The organism is Phaeobacter sp. B1627 (assembly GCF_006265095.1).
Taxonomy (GTDB): Bacteria; Pseudomonadota; Alphaproteobacteria; order Rhodobacterales; family Rhodobacteraceae; genus Epibacterium.
In genome coordinates this window covers 1-16,159 of record NZ_VCNK01000030.1, presented here as the reverse complement: position 1 = coordinate 16,159, position 16,159 = coordinate 1, and the positions used below count along the sequence as shown (strand labels likewise).

At 61.8% G+C, this 16,159-nt stretch carries 15 protein-coding genes and 1 pseudogene; 9 read left to right on the top strand and 7 right to left on the bottom strand.

The genetic code is table 11. From position 1 onward, the window contains the following. Window positions 1-60: 60 nt before the first annotated feature. Both FGE21_RS15680 and FGE21_RS15675 read right to left on the bottom strand, forming a co-directional pair. On the bottom strand, window positions 61-1,221 hold the full coding sequence (locus tag FGE21_RS15680) for a DUF6716 putative glycosyltransferase (protein ID WP_139664372.1): 1,161 nt from the start codon (window positions 1,219-1,221) through the stop codon (window positions 61-63). Further along, window positions 1,218-1,436 (bottom strand): hypothetical protein, encoded by a 219-nt coding sequence (locus FGE21_RS15675; protein ID WP_139664371.1) that lies wholly within the window; start codon window positions 1,434-1,436, stop codon window positions 1,218-1,220. The genes FGE21_RS15680 and FGE21_RS15675 overlap by 4 nt, the downstream gene beginning before the upstream one ends. A 178-nt stretch (window positions 1,437-1,614) precedes the next feature. On the opposite strand from FGE21_RS15675, the gene FGE21_RS15670 reads away from it, so the two are divergent. The 3 genes from FGE21_RS15670 to FGE21_RS15660 are packed head-to-tail and all read left to right on the top strand — an operon-like array spanning window position 1,615 to window position 4,718. Further along, window positions 1,615-2,814: an acylneuraminate cytidylyltransferase gene (locus tag FGE21_RS15670; RefSeq protein WP_139664370.1), complete on the top strand. Its 1,200-nt coding sequence runs from the start codon at window positions 1,615-1,617 to the stop codon at window positions 2,812-2,814. Window positions 2,815-2,817: 3 nt separating this feature from the next. After that, the gene (locus FGE21_RS15665) at window positions 2,818-3,624 is read left to right on the top strand and encodes an alpha-2,3-sialyltransferase (RefSeq protein WP_255731619.1); all 807 of its coding nucleotides are present in this window, start codon (window positions 2,818-2,820) and stop codon (window positions 3,622-3,624) included. Then, on the top strand, window positions 3,624-4,718 hold the full coding sequence (locus tag FGE21_RS15660; RefSeq protein WP_139664369.1) for an AGE family epimerase/isomerase: 1,095 nt from the start codon (window positions 3,624-3,626) through the stop codon (window positions 4,716-4,718). Before FGE21_RS15665 ends, FGE21_RS15660 begins: the two co-directional genes overlap by 1 nt. Window positions 4,719-4,850: 132 nt before the next feature. On the opposite strand, the gene FGE21_RS15655 is transcribed toward FGE21_RS15660, so the two are convergent. Together FGE21_RS15655 and FGE21_RS20650 are read right to left on the bottom strand one after the other, a co-directional pair. Further along, window positions 4,851-7,223, bottom strand: coding sequence for a M10 family metallopeptidase (locus FGE21_RS15655; protein ID WP_139664368.1), 2,373 nt, complete (start codon window positions 7,221-7,223; stop codon window positions 4,851-4,853). 630 nt (window positions 7,224-7,853) lie between these two features. Beyond that, window positions 7,854-8,381, bottom strand: coding sequence for a DUF4143 domain-containing protein (locus tag FGE21_RS20650; RefSeq protein ID WP_370285752.1), 528 nt, complete (start codon window positions 8,379-8,381; stop codon window positions 7,854-7,856). Between the two features lie 142 nt (window positions 8,382-8,523). Between FGE21_RS20650 and FGE21_RS15645 the strand changes: the two genes are divergently transcribed. Then, window positions 8,524-9,588: an IS110 family transposase gene (locus FGE21_RS15645; protein WP_255731618.1), complete on the top strand. Its 1,065-nt coding sequence runs from the start codon at window positions 8,524-8,526 to the stop codon at window positions 9,586-9,588. A gap of 574 nt (window positions 9,589-10,162) precedes the next feature. Further along, complete coding sequence (locus FGE21_RS15640) at window positions 10,163-10,690, top strand: hypothetical protein (RefSeq protein ID WP_139664367.1); 528 nt, start codon at window positions 10,163-10,165, stop codon at window positions 10,688-10,690. Between the two features lie 597 nt (window positions 10,691-11,287). Here the strand turns inward: FGE21_RS15640 and FGE21_RS15635 are convergent. The 3 genes from FGE21_RS15635 to FGE21_RS15630 form a co-directional block, all read right to left on the bottom strand. Beyond that, window positions 11,288-11,860, bottom strand: coding sequence for a hypothetical protein (locus FGE21_RS15635; protein ID WP_139664366.1), 573 nt, complete (start codon window positions 11,858-11,860; stop codon window positions 11,288-11,290). Between the two features lie 134 nt (window positions 11,861-11,994). After that, the gene (locus tag FGE21_RS20455) at window positions 11,995-12,129 is read right to left on the bottom strand and encodes a hypothetical protein (protein ID WP_255731617.1); all 135 of its coding nucleotides are present in this window, start codon (window positions 12,127-12,129) and stop codon (window positions 11,995-11,997) included. A 138-nt stretch (window positions 12,130-12,267) separates the two neighbouring features. Continuing rightward, window positions 12,268-12,564: a DUF927 domain-containing protein gene (locus FGE21_RS15630; RefSeq protein WP_176695458.1), complete on the bottom strand. Its 297-nt coding sequence runs from the start codon at window positions 12,562-12,564 to the stop codon at window positions 12,268-12,270. On the opposite strand from FGE21_RS15630, the pseudogene FGE21_RS20450 reads away from it, so the two are divergent. From FGE21_RS20450 to FGE21_RS15615, 4 genes and pseudogenes are all read left to right on the top strand, one after another. Beyond that, window positions 12,555-12,873 (top strand): annotated as a pseudogene (locus FGE21_RS20450) (IS5/IS1182 family transposase); the annotation flags it as partial. The gene FGE21_RS15630 and the pseudogene FGE21_RS20450 overlap by 10 nt on opposite strands. A gap of 763 nt (window positions 12,874-13,636) precedes the next feature. Further along, window positions 13,637-15,070, top strand: a complete 1,434-nt coding sequence (locus FGE21_RS15625; RefSeq protein WP_139664364.1) for a mannose-1-phosphate guanylyltransferase/mannose-6-phosphate isomerase — start codon at window positions 13,637-13,639, stop codon at window positions 15,068-15,070. Window positions 15,071-15,073: 3 nt separating this feature from the next. Further along, window positions 15,074-15,436 carry a hypothetical protein gene (locus FGE21_RS15620; RefSeq protein WP_139664363.1) on the top strand — a complete coding sequence of 121 codons (363 nt, stop codon included), beginning with the start codon at window positions 15,074-15,076 and terminating at the stop codon, window positions 15,434-15,436. A gap of 121 nt (window positions 15,437-15,557) precedes the next feature. Then, a partial coding sequence (locus FGE21_RS15615; RefSeq protein WP_255731616.1) for a 3-hydroxyacyl-CoA dehydrogenase NAD-binding domain-containing protein occupies window positions 15,558-16,159 on the top strand: 602 nt, incomplete at its 3' end.

Below are 16,159 nucleotides of genomic sequence, written 5' to 3'. Positions count from 1 at the left end.
GCGGCACATGTAAGAGAGCGACCGTGTGTTTACGACCAAAATCCGGGAGGGCGGCCAGCGTCAGGGCCTTTGGGACGGCGCGATCTGAAACGGTCGCGTGTTGAACCGCTCCAGCATTCCCAGCACGCGGGTGCCCAGATCGCGGTCGCAGAACATGTCGGCCACCCAGTCGGGGTCGGGGGGCGTGGCGCGGCGGTTCAGCATGTCGTCCAGCGAGGTGATCACCCCGCTTTTGGCAAAGAGCTTGCGCATCGGTTTGACCAGCGGATCGAGATAGGCGTCGACAAAATCCAGATGCACCATGCAGGGCACGCCCGCGCGCAGCACGTCGATGGCCGCGGTGGAGGTGCAGGTGATGCCAAGCGCGGCTGTGGCCAGCGCCTCGTCCATGGTGCAGGCGGTCAGCTTCAGGTTGGCGGGGGCGTCCGGCAGATCGGCCACCAGGCCCGGGTAGTCGTGTTTCTCCAGATGTAGATGCTGCTGGTTCTCCGTCGGCAGGTGACGCAGCTTGATCCAGACGGTGTGGTCCGGGTTGGCGCGGGCGATCGCTGCCATGGCGCGCAACATATGCATCCGCCCACGCCGGGTGGAGGGCGACAGCGCCTGGGTGAAGAAGTAGATATCGCGCCGCGTGGCGAGACTGCCGGGCGCGGGCTGCTCCGGCCGCAGGAAGGAGGGGTGGCCAAAGCCGACCTCCTGCCACATGCGATCGGGCCAGGAGGCGGCTTGGCGTTCTAGCACCTTGATCTCGCTCTTGGGGAAGATAAAGATCCCATCGCAGTTGCGGCGGCGGAAGTAGCCGTTTTCCGGGAAGAAATCCAATCCCCCCAGGAAGGCGATCACGCAGGGGCGATCAGCGGTGACATGGGTGACCACCTGCCGCATCTGCGCCCCGAGCGCACTATAGACCCGGCTGGTCAGGATTGCCTTGTGGCTGCGCGCCCCAAGCAGACCCGCAAAGGCGGTCTTGCCGTGCAGGGCCATGTCAGGGCCTTCTGGCAGAAATTGCTCCATCTGCCGGAACGACAGCGCGTTCTCGGTGGCGACCCAGCCCATCTCGATCTTCAGCTCCGGGTCGGTGGCGCGCAAACAGTCGCGCATGCGCAGAGCAAAGAACAGGGTGGAATCGTCGCTGAACAACAGCAGCACCGGCCGGTCGTGAAAGGGCAGCGGCGGGGCGAGGGGGACGGCATCCTCCGGCCAGGAGGCATGGGCGCTCATGAATGGGGTCCGGACTTAGAGATCCGGGCCTCGAACCGGGCCAGGATGGCGGCTTGGGTCCGGTTGTGACGCCGGTTGGCGGGCGCCAGATGGGCGGGCTGGATGGCTTCGTTCTGCAGGGCGGCGGCGCTCCAGCGCAGGGGCCCCCCGAAAGAGCTGCGCGACAGGCGATAGAGTGTCTTTCCGAAAGCCGTCTGCTTGAGTTTTGCGATCATCTGGATTTGGTTCGCCTAGTTGGTGCGCTTGGTTGGTCCGTCGGTCTGAAAGTCCTTGCGGGATTTACACAAGCAGGTGAGCTTTGTAAACGATGGGGCCATCCTCGGTGTGCTCCGGTGGGGTCTGTGACCTGTCGTTGAGCAGATTTTTGAAACAGACAAGACGGAAAGACCCAGCATGCCTGCAGCAGCTTCTGACACCCCGGCCGACACGGCTTGCATCATTCTGGCCCGCGGCGGCTCCAGGGGGGTGCCGGGCAAGAACCTGCGTCCCGTGGGAGGCGTTTCGCTGATCGGCCGGGCGGTGCGCGCGGGCCGGGCGGCGGATGCGGTGGCTGCGGTCTATGTCTCCACCGACGATGCCGCCATCGCCGCCGAGGCAGCGCTGCATGGTGCCCGAATCATCGACCGTCCGGCGGAACTTGCCGGCGATACCGCCAGTTCCGAAGCGGGTTGGCTGCATGCGGTGCCGCTGATCCGCGCTGACCTGCCCGGGCTGGACAAGCTGGTCTTCCTGCAATGCACCTCGCCCTTCATCTCCGGGCCCGATATCGACGGCTGCCTCGCCGAGATGACCGCGCGCGAGACCGACTGCGCCCTGTCGGTGACCGAGGATCACTCCTTTCTGTGGGGGCTGGACGCCGCGGGGCGGGGCGTGGGGCTCAACCACGATGAACGCAAGCAGCGCCAGCGCCGCCAGGACCTGGCACCGCAATATTGCGAAAGCGGTGCGATCTACTGCGTCCGGCTGGACCCCTTCCTGCGCACGGGCCAGCGGTTTTGCGGCTCCGTGGCGCTGTATCCCGTCGATCACCCGCCGCTCGAGATCGACACGTTGCAGGATCTCGCCCTGTGTTCGCAGATCGCCCAGGCGGGGGGGCACAGCGGGATCGCGGCCGAGCGTCTGGCCCGGGTCAAGGCGATCGTGATGGATTTCGACGGGGTCCATACCGACAATCTGGTGACCACCGATCAGAACGGCGTCGAAAGCGTGCGCACCTCGCGCGGGGACGGTATGGGGGTTTCGGCGCTGCGCGACAGCGGGCGCTACCAGATGATGATCCTGTCAAAAGAGCGCAACCCGGTGGTGTTGAAGCGGGCCGAGAAGCTGAAGCTGGAGGTCTATCACAGCGTCGATGACAAGGTCGCCGCGCTGGAAGACTGGCTGGCGGCGTGTGGTCTCGGCTGGGCGGATCTGCTGTATGTGGGCAATGACATCAATGACCGGGACGCGATGGCGCAGGCGGGGCTGTCGGCCTGCCCGTCGGATTCCCATCCTTCGATCCTTGGCATGGCGGACTGGATCTTGCCGCTGCCGGGGGGCAAGGGCGCGTTGCGGGCCATGTCCGACATCCTGATCAGCAACAAGGCCGGCTGATAGATGCCGATGCGTGATCGCCCGGTTGTCGTGGCCGGGAACGGGGCCTCGCTGGCTCAGCTGCCTGTAGGGCGCATTCTGGCGGATGACTTCATCATCCGGACCAATAACTTCTTCTTCGAGCCGCGCTTTTATCTGGGGCGTCGGGTGGATTTGGCCTTTATGGGGGGCGACCCGCGGGTCGCCCCCTTCATGTTCGAAACGCTGCACCGGTGTCGCCGGGATTATGACCTGCGCAGCTGGAGCAGTCAGAACCGGCGTGTGCAACGGGCAGGCCGGCGCCGTTTCGCGTCCCTGTTTCAGCCTATGCGCTACCGGGACGCGACGCTTGAGAGGCAGGTGCAGGCGCTTATCTCCCGCTATGGGCGCCACCCCACGACGGGGATCTACGCGGCGCTGATGGCGCATGGGTTGGGGGCAGGCCGGATTATCCTGGCGGGGATGGATTTCTACGGCACACCCAAACGCTACCCGTTCGAGCCGGGACCGCATTACCGGGCCTTGATGGGGCAGGATCTGGGGCGGCGCGGGTTGGACCGTCATTTGCACGATCTTGATCTGGATCATGCTATCCTGCGCCTGTTGCGGGCGCGAGAAGACGTGCAATTGCTGCGCGTTGGCGACAGCCCGCTGCTTCGTGACGTGGCCGATGCGGCCCCGGACCGGGGCGGGCCGCGGCTGGAGCAGTCAAGATCCGCCCCCCCCACCGATTGGGCCGGGCGGGCCGGTGTCTACCCGATCGAGGTGTTGAAAGTGTTGCGCAAGGGCAGCGCCGCCCTGCGTGGAATTCGAAAAAGGAAATTACTCTGATGCTGAGCGAAGAATTTCAAACGCGATTGCCGCAGTGGCTGAAGGATCAGGCCCTGCCGTTGTGGACGGGGGCAGGGCTGGACCCGGCCACGGGGACGGTCTGGGAGGCGCTGGATCACGACGGGGCGCCCCGCGCCGACATGCAGCGCCGCCTGCGGGTGCAGGTGCGCCAGGCCTATTGCTTTGCCATGTCCGACGTGTCGGCGCACCGGGATCTGGCCTTGCAGCTGTTTCGCTTTGCCATGGATCACGGCTTTGACCCGGAGACCGGAAATCTGGCCGCACGGCTGGCACCGGACGCCTCTATCCTGACGGCCCCGCATGACCTTTATGATGTAGCTTTCATGCTGTTGGCGGCCTCGGCGCTGATCGGGGCGGGGTTTGACATCGCTGCCGACCTGGCGCGGCTGGAAACGGAGCTGGCCAAGCTGAAGGCGCCGCGCGGCTGGTATGAGAATGCCACCCGCGATCTGCCCCGGCGCCAGAACCCGCATATGCATATGTTCGAAACCTCCACTGCCCTGTTCGCCGCCACCGGCGCGACCCGGTTTCGTGACATGGCCGAGGAATGCCTTGGCCTGTTCCGCGAGGTCTTCCTGGCCGAAGACTGCCGGGTGCTGGAATATTTTGCCGAGGACTGGACCCCGCTTGTCGGGGACGTGCAGGTGATCGAGCCGGGGCACATGGCGGAATGGGTCTATCTGATCGACCGGTTCGAGGTGGTCTGCGACCGACCCGCCGAGGTGCCGATGGGGCGGCTCTATGAGGCGGTGCTGGCGCGCCGCGATGACTCCGGGTTGTTGCCCGACCGGTCCGAACCCCTGACCGAGACCCGCCGCATGTGGCCGCAGACCGAGCTGCTGAAAGCCTCCGTTGCAATGGCCCGCCGCGGCGAGACCCCGGCCCAAGGCCCGGCTCCGGAACAGGTGCTGAGCCTGATGTGGGATCAATATCTTGACACGCCGGTGCCCGGGGGCTGGTACGACAAGCGCAGCACCGACGGGGCCTTGCTGTCGGACAACATGCCGGCCTCGACCTTCTATCATATCCTGGTGGCGTTCCGCTTCTACCTATCCGGCGGGGTTTCGGTCTGACCACAGGCCCGTCTCGTCTTCGCAGGCCCGTTCCCACCCCTGTCGCGACGGCGCGAATGCAGATCGGCCCGCCACGTTTTGCCGTGGCGTTCCGATTTTCGGTATAGGGAACGGGCGGATGGTGCCCCCGGGTCAGAAGCTCAGGATATCATCCGACAGGCCGACAAGGCTGGTCAGGTTCGACAGGGTGATCTGATCGCCATCGCCGAAGTCGAAGACAACCGCCCCGCCGGAGACGCTGGCAAAGGTCGAGACGATCGTCGCGCCATCGGTCAGGCCGTTCGTAAGCGATTCCGACAGGCTTAGCCGGTCCTGGCCAACTTCGAAGTCCGTGATCTCATCCGCGTCATGGCCGGTGTCGAACAGAAACGTATCGGCGAGGGTGCCACCGCGCAGCAGATCGTTGCCCGAGCCACCGGTGAGCTGATCAACGCCCTGGTTGCCATAGAGGCTGTCATTGCCGGAATAGCCGCGCAGGGTGTCATCGCCGGTGCCGCCGTAGATCTGGTCATGGCCCGCGCCGCCGGAGATCACATCGGAGCCGTAGTTGCCATAAAGCGTGTCGTCGCCGTCATTGCCGAAGATCACATCCCAGGCCGAGCCGGCCGAGATCCAGTCATTGCCGGAGCCGCCGTTCAGCAGGTCGTCGCCCTCACTGCCATAAAGCAGGTCGTCGCCGTCGCCACCGTTCAGGCTGTCCCAGCCGGAGCGGCCGAAGATGGTGTCATTGCCGGCCTCGCCGTCGACGTAATCGACGCCATCGCCGGAGGAGATGTAATCGTTGCCTGCGCCGCCGTAGATGGTGTCGAGCGCGGTATTGCCGAACAGGTGGTCATTGCCGTCGCCGCCATAAAGCGTGTCGTCCCCGGTGCCGCCGACGAGGCTGTCGTTGCCAGCGTCGCCGCGCAGGATATCGGTGGAGCTTTCGCCAAGCAGGGTGTCGTTCCCATCCTGTCCCATCAGGCTGTCGGCGTCGGTGCCGCCATCGATGCTGTCGTCGCCGTCGCCGCCACGGACGGTGTCATGCCCGGCGCCGGCCAGGATGATGTCATTGCCCGAATTGGCCCAGATCGTGTTGCTTTCTGCATTGCCGGTAATGGTGTCATGGCCGCTGCCCGCGGTCAGGTTCTCGAGCAGGGTGCCGCTAGCAATCCCGACATTGCCGATCAGCCCGGCGACGTTGGAATAGGTGCCGCCGTTCATGTTGATCCGGTCGCTGGTGGTATTGTTGCTGAGATCGATGGTATCGATGCCGCCCTGATCATAGACGGTGAAGGCGAAATTCTCGCCGCTGTTGATCACCGAGGAGCTGCGCCCGTCCAGGGCTGCGAAAGCCTCGGCGAAATAGCTGCCGGTCAGGGTTGTATTGGCGCCCCAAACGGTATTGCCTGCGGTTTCGCTGCTGGTCCCGGCGACCCCGTAAAGGGCCTGGATGGCTGCGATATCCGCCATCATCGGAGAGATCACATAGGCCTCCGAGGCGGTGATCGAGGTGTTGTCGCTCTGGCTGAAATAGGACATCACCGACACCTGCCAGCTGTCGTTCACGAAGGTTTCATCCGACCCGTAGCTGGCGCTGCCGTTGTAGTTGCCCTGATGCCCCAGTCCCAGCGCGTGGCCGATCTCGTGGATATAGGTCTGGAACGCATAGCTGTTGAGCGCGGTCGAGCGGCTCAGCCAGGCGGTGCCGACGTTGACCTCCGAGGACAGGATGGTGCCGCCGCTGATCGATGAGGACGCATAAGCGCTGTTGGTGTCGCGGTCGTCGAAAGTGATGTCGGCATAGGATGATGCGGTTTCCAGGAAGCTGAGGTCCGCCACCCGTTCCCAGGCGTCCAAGGCCCAGCGGGCCAGGCGCTGACCATCGGCCGTCAGGGCGTTGATGTTCACCGTGATCTGATTGTCCGCGGAGGTGTCGAAATGGCGTTCGGACCAGCCGTAAGCGCCCCAATAGCCATTGGTCAGGAAGGTGGCCAGATCGGACAGGTTGCTGACGTCCGAGCCTCCTTCCGGTGTCGGCGTGGGGGTCGGGGTTGGCGTCGGGGTGCCGTTGCCGCTGGCCGAAATCCTGTAGCTGCCGGTGCTGATGTCCGCAAAGGCGCCGGCGGCGATGTAATAGGTGCCGCTGCCGGACGCGGTGAAGCTCAGGGCGGATTCGAGCCCGTTGCCGCCATCGTCATTGAGGTTGAGCAGGTTGCCGACGCTGTCATAGACCCGGAGATAGGGGTCCCGCAGCGTGCCATGTCCCGAGGCGCTGCCGGTCAGGTCGATTTCATATGCTTCGCCGGCCACCAGCGAGATCCCCACCCAGTCGCGATCGCCGCTATAGCCAAGGGTGCCGCTGAAGGTGTCGCCCACCGACATCGTATAGCCGGTGGCGGTGGAGCCCGCAGCATCCGTGGTCTCTGTCAGGGCGGCAAAATCGCCGATCCCGTCCGGGCCATGTCGAAGTGGGTCAAATGTCTGGGTCGCATTGCAGAGGAAACACATGGGCAGGCCGTTCACTTTGTCATGATTGAAGGGAAAAATACGTAAAGGAATGGTCTAGGAGTGAGAGATCGATACAGGGTTCGATCCTGTGAGCAATCCTGTGATCGGTTCGGGGCTTCGGCGTACAGGGCCACGCCGGCCTTGCCATTCCGGCAGGCTGACTGGGCGGACTGTCAGGACTGGGCTGTGGGCGGACTGGGCACTGCAACGCCCCCGATGGTGTTTCGCGCTCGTCTCCGGATGCCGGGGCGACCATGGCAAAGTTCGCCCGGCTCGCGGTTCCCGACCCGGCAAGCACAGGGGGACAGAGAATTGCCATCTGGGCGCTGTAGCGCTGTGTCATAAAGTCATCCCACCTTCATCCTACACATGCAGCCGCAGTTCACACCCCGGGGCACCTGTTCCCGATTCCCAATGTTGCAGAAAATGAGATATCAGTGGAAATGCGCAATTTCATGGCCATCATGCCTTTATCCTGGCTCTCAAACGGTAAAGTTCGTGCAAGTTAATTCGACTTTGGGAGAATAGAGCAGGTCGCCTTACAACCTGTTGCCTTTGCAGCGACGTTCTGTCCCGCCCTCGGCACCCGCGAGGGTGTTGGCCTGGCGATGAAAGCCTGCTGGTCCTTCCCGAACTCGGGCTTGTCTAAGTCAAATCCACCGCCGCCCAAAGCACGCTGAGCGGCAGAGTTAAGTTGCCATCCCCCATGGTCAGCTTTTCCTGACCAAGATAGAACACGATCCCTACGGTGCTGCGCCCTTCTCCCGGCCCATCTTTGGCGAACCATTTCAGGTGCTTGAAATCCTCGGCGGCAACCGTGGTGGCCGCCTTGACCTCGACCCCGACCAGCCGGTGGCCGCCATCGATCACAATATCGATCTCCCGACGATCCGCGCTGCGCCAATGATAGAGACGATAGTCTTCGCCCTGCATCGGCAGCCGACGTTGCGAACGGATACCCATGATGTATCCAACCAGCAGGATCCGGATCATCAGTTCGGGATCAACCGACGGTCGCCCGATGGGGCTGTAGAGCGGTGCCAGATGCTGCCGGATCCCGGCCAGATCGACAAATCGGTCCACCGCCCGGAGCATGTGGTCGGCCGGGACATGTGTCTCGATCGTGAACGCGTAGAACAGAGCGCTCTGCGCTTCCTGCCGGGTGCCCATCATCGCTGCTCACCTCCACCTGTCTCAAGTGAATCAGCGCTCAGGGCTTCAGACAGGCAGAGTTTTTCAACATGGCGTAATCATCATCCCACCTTTTGAAACCGCGGTAAGGTTGGGATCTTACGTCATTTTGAGGAGCTGGGAGATGGAACATTTTGCAGGATTGGATGTCTCTATGGAAGAGACACACATATGCGTTTTGGATCGCGAAGGTGCTTTGATCCGAGAAGGAAAGACTGCGACGTCCCCAAAGGCAATCAGAGATTTTCTCGCTTTTGGGCCGGAGTGCAAAGGTGTTGTATTTGAGACTGGCAGGATGGCCCCGATGCTCTACCACGGCCTTGTCGAACTCGGCATTTCTGTTCAGTGCATTGAGAGCAGGCAGGCCTATCAGGGCTTAAAGTCCTTGGCGAGGCACAAGACAGATCGCAATGACGCACGTGGTCTGGCACATCTGGCGCGGACCGGGTTCTATAAACCGACACATGTCAAATCGCTGTCTGCGCATGCCGTCCGCTCGCTCATTGCGGCACGCAAAAAGCTGGTTGGGCAGCGTGTCACTATCGACACTCAAATCCGCGGGCTGGTTGTCGTATTTGGGGTGCGCTTACCACGTGCCTTGTCGCCAGCATTCAAAGACGCAGCCTTGGCTGTGAGTGACGGTGTGCCCGGCCTCCATGCCGCACTCTGTGGGTTGTTTTCAGCACGCGAAACCATTCCGACGGCCGTTGCTGCGATTGATGGAGATATCAAGAAGATGACCCGTAGATCCAAAGTCTGTCAGCGCCTGATGACAGTACCTGGCGTCGGTCCGGTCACGGCATTGGCCTTTGCCGCAGCAATTGATGATCCGCATCGATTTAAGAAATCACGCGACGTGGGAGCCTATCTCGGGCTGGTGCCACAACGACATCAATCTGGCGAGATCGACTACACTGGGAGCATCTCGAAACGAGGTGATGTCAAAGTTCGAACGCTCCTTTACGAGGCCGCAAATGTCATGCTGACCAGATATGCCGCGCCGCTCAAGCTAAAATCATGGGCGCTGGCAATCGCTGCCCGGTCTACGATGCGAAAGGCGCGCGTGGCTTCGGCCAGATTGCAGTTTCAACCTTGCCGACCTACCTCCAGCCAACCCCATCCTGAGCCCCGGAGCTCGAAGAGAACCTCAGACATCGACAGCAATTGGAAAAGCACATTGACAGATTAGAGAACAAAATAAGACCATAGCGGGCAACCGGCTGGAGATAGGCGGTGACCGATGTCGGCTCTGTTGATGGCGTGGATGCCCCTCCCAATTTTGTTCAAGACCTGCAGAGGGCCGTGACGGCGCAGGCGATGACAACCGTACCTAAGGCCCCGGAGCTGTCCGGGAATTACTGCAATTCGTGTCCGGGAATCGGCGAAACCCGCACCCCTTTCCCGGGCACACTTATCCTGCGTCCTCGTACGGCAAGGGCGGTGGAGGCGTGCGCCTGACGGTGGGCGGGGGCGAGCGGCTCAAACATTATCCCGTGCCCACAAAACGGTCAGGACGCAGACCGGTTACCATGTGCCGAAATGCGATCGTTTGAAATATTCCGAATTTTCCTGCCAGTTCCCGGTGTGAACACGTTTCGTTTCGCCGGAGCTAGGCCTTCAGGCGGGGCCGATGTTGTGACGATGTTGGAATAATGTGGATAACTCCGCCGCCTGGTGCGTCGGAGACCCGTGTTGCTATCGCCCTCATCGAGAACCTCGGTCAGAATTGCGGTCACAGGGAATGATTATAGAAGGATGCTCCCATGCCCAAGTTCCAGATTCGTGAGGCCGCCGACCGTTCCATCGCGCTCCACGTGCATTTCAAGGACAGCGAGAAGTCGATCTTTAACTTTACGCAGTGGTGCTCGCGCGAAGAGGTGTGGACGGCCCGCTGGCAGTCGCGCGAGAGCATCGCAGGTTGGCTTGAGAACGATGGCCTGCAGGGAGAAGAGATCGACGACTACGACATCGAGTGCTTCCGGCACAGCCTTGTCAGCCCGCATGCGCTGGCGGCAGAAGGGGAGGAAGTTCTGGAGGAGCTCGAACGCATCACCGGTGTGCCCTCCCATCAGATGGAATGGCTGCTGGATGACCTGTCCGGCTGGACAGCCGCCACCAAAGAAGCTGTGTCCGAAAACGCATTGGAGTGTCCGGGTGAAGAGACGCAGCGGCTTCTGAACGCGCTGCTGAGAAACGCTCTGGAGCGCACCGTGGCGATGATCGACGGAAAGCTGGATCTTGAGTTCGAGGGGACGCCCGTCGTGCCCGTAACGCGGCTCCGCCTGAACTGATCGCCGTCTTCAGTCGCCCGGTCTACGATGCGCCGACCGGGGCTGACCTTCAAGCATGTCGCGCGCCGCGTGCTAGGCCCGGTCGGGGCAGAGGAGAGGGTCCTCCCTCCATGAGGCCGCCCGTCAGATTGAACGTGGGCGGATGAGCCTGCGTGGGCTCGGCCGTCTTGCCGCGGTGATCGCGGCCCTGCGCACGCGCCCCGTGCTGCACTGAGAAAGTCCGACATGATACCGACATGTGACCCTGACTAGAACGCTTGTTCTGCGTTTCGCTCAACTCGGCGCAGTCGGCATGATCATCATTGGCATGGCCGGCGCCTTGTTCGTGTTGCCCCAGCTGAACGGTGGAAAACCAAGCCTGATCTGGTCGATCACCGGGATCCTCTTTGCGCTCCTGTGGGGCGACCTAGTCCTGAGGCCGGCGGAAGAAACCGGGGCATCGGTTCGACCCCGCCCTGTTTTCCATGGCGATCTCGATGTACCTGCAAATGGTCAAGGTGCTCGTATTGGTCGTCCTCCAGGGCATGACACTTCTATTGTCATTGCCCGTGGTCGGAACTGGTGGGATGGTGCTGCAGGAGGTCTCCCTCCTGCTGATCAGCAGGGCCCTGTAACGGCCCTTTCCGGGTTTATCAGGCTCGATAATATGGGATCAGCCGGTTTGATCCTTATTATCGAACCTTGCTGGAGGCCTGCGCAGGCACGGATTCCATAGACCCGGATACGTTGCTTGCGCACGCCGGAAAGCGCGAACTGGCGGCTGTTTCGCTCGCCTCTTGGCTCCAGGTAGCCTGCAGCTTCCAGCTTTTCCGCTGCGCGCTTGGCGTCTTGGCCTCGGTGAATTGTGTCAAACGTCGGCTTGAGCATGTAGAAGTAATCATCGTTCCGATATCCTGCCGCCTCTTGGCTGCGCGCAGCAGGTGCTTCGGCGGGGGCGTCTGCGCCCTGGCGAAGAAGGCCGAAACGGCTGTCTCCGAACTGCAGCAGATAATCCCTCGTCCGCTCGACGGCTGAGTTCTGCTCTGTCGGTTTGTCTGCGCCGCTCTGTTCGAACCACTTGGCTGCCATGACCATGACCGCCGCAGACGCCGTTCCTGTCGGCCAACCCGTGATCTGACGCTGGGTGGCGAACTCCCCCGCCACCGCGACAAGTGCGAACCGGTCCAGCACCCGCAGGGTCTCGTTGCGGGCGGTTCGGGAATCCAGACGAAGCTGCGCCAAAAGCTTTGAAAGCTCAATCTCATGCCGACTCTCGATGGTGGACCGGATCGACTGGTCTTGGTCCGACAGAATAAGCTCGCGGATCAGGTTAGCCCCGGCATGACCGCAGTCCCTCGAAGCGATGGTTTCGATCCTGCGGCAAAAGCCTTTGACGTCGCGTGACCGTGAAGCTCGTTGAAGATACCATGCGCCATGCCCATGACAGGGAGGTCGATCATTCGGACGACTTGGCCACATCGCAGGGCCGGGCCCAGATCCCGCAAGACCTGGCGAACAGGGGCCTCACCGGTCGACAGGACCGGATCCCGCCACTGCTGGCGCTGTTCTTGCCGGCCCCATTCGCAGCAGCATAGATGTCATCTCCGAAGCCGACATGGCGGCTCACCGGGCAATTCATCAAGGCCCAGGAATGTGTCGTTCGCCTGGGCCAGCGACCCCTCCAGGCCCGCGCTGGTTGTTCGCCATGTCACCTCGGTTCCAGCGGAGGGCCAGACCGTATTCCCGACCGTGAGCGCCTTGGTCTTGCCAACCGAATTTTCGCCATAGACATGGAAAATCGCTCCAGTTCGATTGGTCAGGCCCAGGAAGGGTCCGCTGAGCGCGAGGCTGATGCCGAAGATCAGGTATGGATTACCAAGGGCAAGTGCCGCCACACCTGACCCACGCCAATGGGCATGGCGAGCGGAAGGTGGTGCTTGAGATGACAATCGGCACTCCCTGGCTCGATCCAGCGACTAACGCTTGGGGCAGACAAGGGATACGACAGCGCCGACTTCATTACCAAGCTCAGGCGCATGGTTATGACACCGCATGTCGCACAGAAGGCCCGACATTCCGCCATCGACGGCCGGTCCACCCACCATCCCGGCTACGCCTTGTCCCAAAGGTGCCGGCAGAAGATCGAGGAACCATTCGGCTGGGCCCAGACCTTTCACCGTGACCTCGACAAGGACCGCGCGTAGTTCACCATGAACATGGCAGCCTGCAACCTCGCGAGGCTGCCGAAACTATTGACGGCCTGACGAAAGGGGCTGCCCAGACCCAGGGTCCGTTGCCGCGAAGATCCGCCTTAGAACCGTAGTGGCAGGAACAGAGTCCTTCCAATCTCTCTTTTTCAGCAGCCTGTTAAAAGAATAACTCCTGCCAGGTGGCAACAAAGCGAGGGGCTCAAAGAATAACAAAATTGGCCTTCCGGTAGATAAATCAGACTGTGATCGCGTTCTCGCAGCCCCGACAGTCAAGGCACGGGACAGCGTATCTTGTTGGGGTGAGGGCGACTGCGCCTGAGTGAATAAGTTTATATCTCGCTGCGTAGCGAGACGGTCAGGCGCAGGAGGGAGGGGCGTAAAGCCGACGTCCTGCCACATGCGACTAGGCTAGGAAACGGCCTAACGTTCGATCACATCTATCCCGCTCTTGGGGAGATAAAGATCTCGTCGCAGGGACTATCAACGGTACATGAGTGACCATCTGTAGCATCTGCTCCCCGAGTGCGGCATAGCCCTTGCTGGTCGGAATCGTATCGATTTCAGATATGTCAGCCGAATTTTGGCGCAACGTTGCTTGGCTGGGTGGACTGCCAGCTGTGCAATGCGCTCGCAGATCTGACGGATGAATACGAAATGAGCAGAGATGTGAAGATTTGGCAATGAGGGCGGCCGCAGGGTTGCCAAATCCGAGTGATCGACTAGGAGAGAAGAGTTCATCTCGAATGAGTTGTAGATAATGTTGATTACTCCGGTCATTCTCTGCGGTGGTTCTGGCACGCGTTTGTGGCCATTGTCGCGCAAGAGCTATCCCAAGCAGTTTGTCCCCCTGATGGGTGAGGAAACATTGTTTCAGGCTTCGGCCCGGCGGTTGTCGGGCGGGGGGGGCGCGTTTTCCTTCGCGGCGCCCATGGTTCTGACCAACTCTGATTTCCGCTTCATCGTGACGGAACAGCTGCAGGCGGCAGGTATCGATCCCGGCGCGGTGCTGATCGAACCCGAAGGGCGCAATACTGCCCCCGCGATTCTGGCCGCGGCCCTACGTGCCCAGGCCGAAGATCCCGAAGCGGTGCTGCTGGTGGCCCCCTCCGATCATGTGGTGCCGGATGTGGCCGCCTTTCACGCGGCGGTGACGCTAGGGCTGGATGCGGTGGCCCGGGGCCAGATGGTGACCTTCGGGATCACCCCGACCCATGCGGAAACCGCTTATGGCTATCTGGAGCTGGACAGCGTGCCCGATGCCAGTGGCAATCCGGTGGCGCTGAAGCAATTTGTCGAGAAACCCGATGCCCTGCGCGCGGCCGAGATGCTGGCGGCGGGCAATTTCAAATGGAACGCGGGCATTTTCTTGTTCCGCGCCACCGACATGATTTCCGCCTTTTCCGCCTTTAGCCCGGGCCTGATGGAACCGGTCCAGGCGGCGCTGGACCAGGCGCAGCCGGACCTTGGCTTTCTGCGTCTGGCGCCGGAGCCCTGGGCCAGGGCCGAGGAGATTTCCATCGATTACGCGGTGATGGAAAAGGCCGAGAATCTGTCAGTGGTGCCCTTTGATGCGGCCTGGTCCGATCTGGGCGGCTGGGATGCGGTCTGGCGCGAATCCGGGCCGGACGAAAACGGTGTTGTCGTCGGCACCCGCGCCACAGCGATTGAGTGCCGTGACACGTTGTTGCGCTCGGACAGTGACAGGCTGGAGGTCGTGGGCATCGGCCTAGACGGCATCATGGCGGTTGCGATGAATGACGCGGTGCTGGTGGCGGATAAGTCCCGCGCTCAGGACGTGAAGCTTGCGGTGGCGGCGCTGAAGAAAAAAGGCGCGGCCCAGGCCACCGCCTTTCCGAAGGATCACCGCCCCTGGGGCTGGTTCGAAAGCCTGGTGACCAGCGACCGTTTCCAGGTGAAGCGCATCCTGGTGCATCCGGGGGCCAGCCTGTCGCTGCAAAGCCACGTCCACCGGTCCGAACATTGGGTTGTCGTGGCGGGCACCGCACGGGTGACCCTGGACGACACGGTGCAGCTGGTGACCGAAAACCAGTCCGTCTACATTCCGCTGGGCGCGGTGCATCGGCTGGAGAACCCGGGCAAGGTGGCGATGGTGCTGATCGAGATCCAGACCGGGGCCTATGTCGGCGAAGACGATATCACCCGTTATGACGATCTATATGCAAGGGACTGATGCATGAGACGCGCTGTGTCAAAGACGATCTGCCCCATATTGGCGCTGCTGATGCTGCCTCAGGTTGCCGTGGCAGAAGACCGCTCCCAGCTCTTCAGCAGGCAACAGGGTTATCTGATCCAGACCGGCCTGTCGCTGGCGGCGCTGCCGCTGACCGACGATGACAAGTTGCAGCATGTGGCCGTCGGTTCCGCGATTTCGGCGTTGGTGACCTACAAGACCGGACGCTTCTGGAAAGGATGCGGCGCGGCGCTGGCGGTTGGCTTGCTGAAGGAAATCTATGACGAGCTGAGCGACACCGGGCGGTTCGAGGCGATCGATGCGGGCTATACGCTTGCGGGTTGCAGTTTTACGGTGAGGTTCTAACACGTCAGCTGCGCCAGCGCCGCGCGGAACCTGGACATGAAATTTCACAGAGCCCTTGTGGGGGGGCTTGCGGCGATAGAGACACGGGCGGTCGCCGCACCATTGAATTAGGAGTTTATCGATGAAGATTGCAATTGCCGGACTTGGGTATGTCGGCCTTTCCAACGCAGTTTTGCTGGCCCAGAACCATCAGGTGACGGCGGTCGATATCTCCGATTCCCGGGTGGAGATGGTCAACAACGGGATATGTCCGATCGTCGACGCGGAACTGGAAGACTTTCTGGCCAACCGCAAGCTGACCCTGACCGCAACGACTGATCCCGCGCTTGCCTATCGCGATGCGGATTATGTGATCGTGGCGACGCCGACCAACTATGACCCCAAGAGCAATTATTTCGACACCTCCAGTGTCGAGACGGTGATCGCTCAGGTTCTGGCGGTGAACACATCGGCCACCATCGTGATCAAATCGACGATCCCGGTGGGATATGTCACCGATCTGCGCGCCCGGCTGGACACCGAACAGGTGATCTTTTCCCCGGAATTCCTGCGCGAGGGGCGGGCGCTTTACGACAACCTGCATCCCAGCCGGATCGTCGTCGGAGAGCGATCGGAGCGGGCGCGCATCTTTGCCGATCTGCTGCTGGAGGGCGCGGAAGAGACGGATGTGGCAATGCTCTTCACCGATCCGAAAGAGGCAGAGGCGATCAAGCTCTTTGCCAA